We start from the raw sequence: 2,963 nt of genomic DNA on the forward strand, positions 1-2,963 counted from the left end.
GCCTGCGGGCCGCGGCCAGCCGCTCGTGCAACTGCGCCAGTGCAGCCGGCGCCGGCCAGGCCTGCGCGGGCTCGGCGCGGGGCAGCACGGGGGCCGCGATCGCGGTCGTCAGCATGTCCTCCGGCAGCACCAGCACCACCGGGCCGGGCCGGCCCTGCAGCGCCGTGTGGAAGGCACGCGAGACGTACTCGGGAAGCCGGTCCGCATCCTGCACCTCGCCCACCCACTTGGCGAAGCCCAGCGTGCCGGGCCCGAACATCTGCCGGTAGTCGACTTCCTGGAAGGCCTCGCGATCGCGCTGGTCCGAGGCCACCTGGCCGATGAACAGCACCATCGGTGTCGAATCCTGGAAGGCGGTGTGCAGGCCGATGCTGGCGTTCGTCGCGCCGGGGCCGCGGGTGACGAAGCAGACACCCGGCCGGCCGGTGAGCTTGCCCTGCGCCTCGGCCATGAAGGCCGCCCCGCCCTCCTGGCGGCAGGCGATGAAGCGGATGCGCTCGCGGTGCTCGTGGAAGCCGTCGAGGACGGCGAGGTAGCTCTCGCCCGGCACGCCGAAGGCATCGGTGACGCCTTGCTCGATCAGGGCTTCGACGAGGGCATGTCCGGCGAGACGCTCGCCGCGGGCGTTGGGGTGTGCGCTCATGTCGGCCGACTGTAGCGTCGGACGCCCGGTCCCCCGGGTAAAGTGCCGCCGGACACAGCAACTGACGGGCGGCAGCACACATGGACAAGCTGGGAGCGATGGACGCGTTCGTGCGCGTCGTGAAGGCGGGCAATTTCAGCCGGGCCGCGGAATCGATGGGCATTGCCAAGGCCTCGCTGACGCGTCTGGTGCAGATGCTCGAAGCCGAGGTGCGCACGCCGCTGCTGAACCGCACGACGCGCCGCATGACGATGACGGAAGCCGGCACGGCCTACTACGAGCGGGCGGTGCAGATCCTCGCGGACATCGAGGAGATGGAGGGCAGCATCCTCGACGACGTCAAGGCCGCCCCCAAGGGCCGGCTCCGCGTCGACGTGGGCGCGACGGTCGGGCATTTCCTGATCATCCCGGCGCTGGCCGAATTCCATCGCAGGTATCCGGACATCGTCATCGACCTGGGTGTGTCCGATCGGCCGGTGGACCTGATCGGCGACAACGTCGACTGCGTCATCCGCGGCGGCGAACTGACGGACCAGTCCGTCATCGCGCGCAATCTCGGCCGGCTCAGCATGGTGGTGGCGGTGTCGCCCGAGTACGCCCACGACTATGGCCTGCCGACGGATCCCGAAGACCTCGAGCAGAACCACCGGGTGGTGAACTACTTCTCCCATCGCACCGGCAGGACCAGTCCCTGGCGGCTGATGCGCGACGGCGTGATGACCGAGTTCAGGCCCAAGCACGTGCTGGCCATCAACGACTCGACGTCCAACATCCTGGCCGGGCTCAACGGCCTGGGCGTCGTGCGGACCACCACGGTGGCGGCCGCGAGCTACCTGCGGTCGGGGCGGCTGCTGCGGGTGCTGCCCGAGTGGACCGTCCCGCCGCTGCCGGTGCACATCGTCTACCCCTCCAACCGCAGGCACGGCGCCCGGCTGAAGGTCTTCGTGGACTGGGTGGTCGAGCTGTTCCGCAGGACCGAGGAAGCGTTGCTGCCCCATGCCGTCCCGTTTGCGGACGGCCGGGGCGTGGCGGATGCGAAGACTCTCGGCTGAGGACGGCTTACTTACTCGCCGACGGCGATCCGGTCGCCGGCGCCGGCCCAGGCCAGGTCGTTGCCGATCGACTTTTCGTAGCTTTGCTTGGCGCTCAGCACGGGCTTGCGGGCCTGCACGTCGACACTCGCCACCACCGGCCGCTCGCCGATCTGCGCGGCGGCCGACAGCGCATCGCCCTTCACGGCGCCGTTGTGGATCAGGTACTGGGCGTAGGAACCGGGCACCAGTTGGGCCTGCGTCGCGACGGCCGGCGCCGAGACGGTCGTATCGCCCAGCACCGCGCGGCGGTACTGGTCATAGCCTTGCGTACTTGCCTGCGCCGACGAAGCGCCGAGCAGGGTGGCGGTGGAGATCAGGGCAGCGGCAATGGTCAGAACGGTCTTCATGATCAGATCCTTTCGGTTGCTTTGGACTTCGCACTCGCTCTGTCCATGGGCTGAACTTTAGGACCTGACCCCAAGGGTTAATACTAGGCAAGCTTGAACTCATCGTTCAAGGAATCGCAACGCCGCCGCCGTCCGCTCGTCGGCCGGGAAGAAGGACTCCACTGCCAGCTCCTGCAGCGTCACGTCCACCGGCGTGCCGAAGATCGTCGTGGTGCTGATGAAGCTGAGCACGCCCTGCGGCGTGAGCAGCTGGAAGGGCACGGCCACGCTGGACAGCGCCAGGTCCACGGCAGCCTGGTCGTGGCTGACCTGCGGCGCCGGGAAGGCCGCGAGTTCCTCATGCAGCGCGCGCAGCACCTCGTCTCCGGTCGCCGCGATCTGCTGCTGCAGGCGTTCGAGCAGATGGGCGCGCCACTGCGCGTAGTTGGCGATGCGCGCGGCGAGTCCGTCCGGGTGCAGGCTCAAGCGCAGCACGTTGACGGGCGGCTGCAGAAGCTCCAGGCTGGCGCCCTCCATCAGCGCCGCCACCGAGGCGTTGTGTGCCACCAGGTTCCAGTGCCGGTCGATGGCCAGCGCGGGATAGGGCTCGTGCCCCTTCAGCACCCGCTCGACCGCGCTGCGCGCCGCCGCCATCGCCGGATCGTCGAGCGGGCTCTGCCGGTACATCGGCGCGAAGCCGGCCGCCACCAGCAGCGCATTGCGCTCGCGCAGCGGCACCTCCAGGCGCTCGGCCAGGCGCAGCACCATCTCGCGGCTGGGCGCGGCACGGCCGGTCTCCACATAGCTGAGGTGCCGGGTCGAGATGCCGGCCTCCTCGGCCAGGTCCAGCTGGCTCAGGCGGCGCTGCAGACGCCAGTGGCGCAGATGCGCGCCGAAGGG

The 2,963-nt window shown here is 69.7% G+C and carries 4 protein-coding genes; 1 reads left to right on the plus strand and 3 read right to left on the minus strand.

The window, feature by feature from the left end:
• Window positions 1–643 (minus strand): thiamine pyrophosphate-binding protein (locus B0W88_RS30855; protein ID WP_255378676.1); only part of this gene is annotated, 643 nt, incomplete at its 3' end.
• Window positions 644–723: 80 nt separating this feature from the next.
• Here B0W88_RS30855 and B0W88_RS30860 point away from each other — a divergent pair.
• Complete coding sequence (locus B0W88_RS30860) at window positions 724–1,695, plus strand: LysR family transcriptional regulator (RefSeq protein WP_077038302.1); 972 nt, start codon at window positions 724–726, stop codon at window positions 1,693–1,695.
• A gap of 11 nt (window positions 1,696–1,706) precedes the next feature.
• On the opposite strand, the gene B0W88_RS30865 is transcribed toward B0W88_RS30860, so the two are convergent.
• Window positions 1,707–2,084, minus strand: a complete 378-nt coding sequence (locus B0W88_RS30865; RefSeq protein WP_077038303.1) for a hypothetical protein — start codon at window positions 2,082–2,084, stop codon at window positions 1,707–1,709.
• Window positions 2,085–2,183: 99 nt separating this feature from the next.
• A partial coding sequence (locus B0W88_RS30870) for a helix-turn-helix domain-containing protein (protein WP_077038304.1) occupies window positions 2,184–2,963 on the minus strand: 780 nt, incomplete at its 5' end.

Origin of the sequence: Pelomonas sp. KK5, from assembly GCF_001984095.1 — a bacterium.
Classification (GTDB): domain Bacteria; phylum Pseudomonadota; class Gammaproteobacteria; order Burkholderiales; family Burkholderiaceae_C; genus KK5.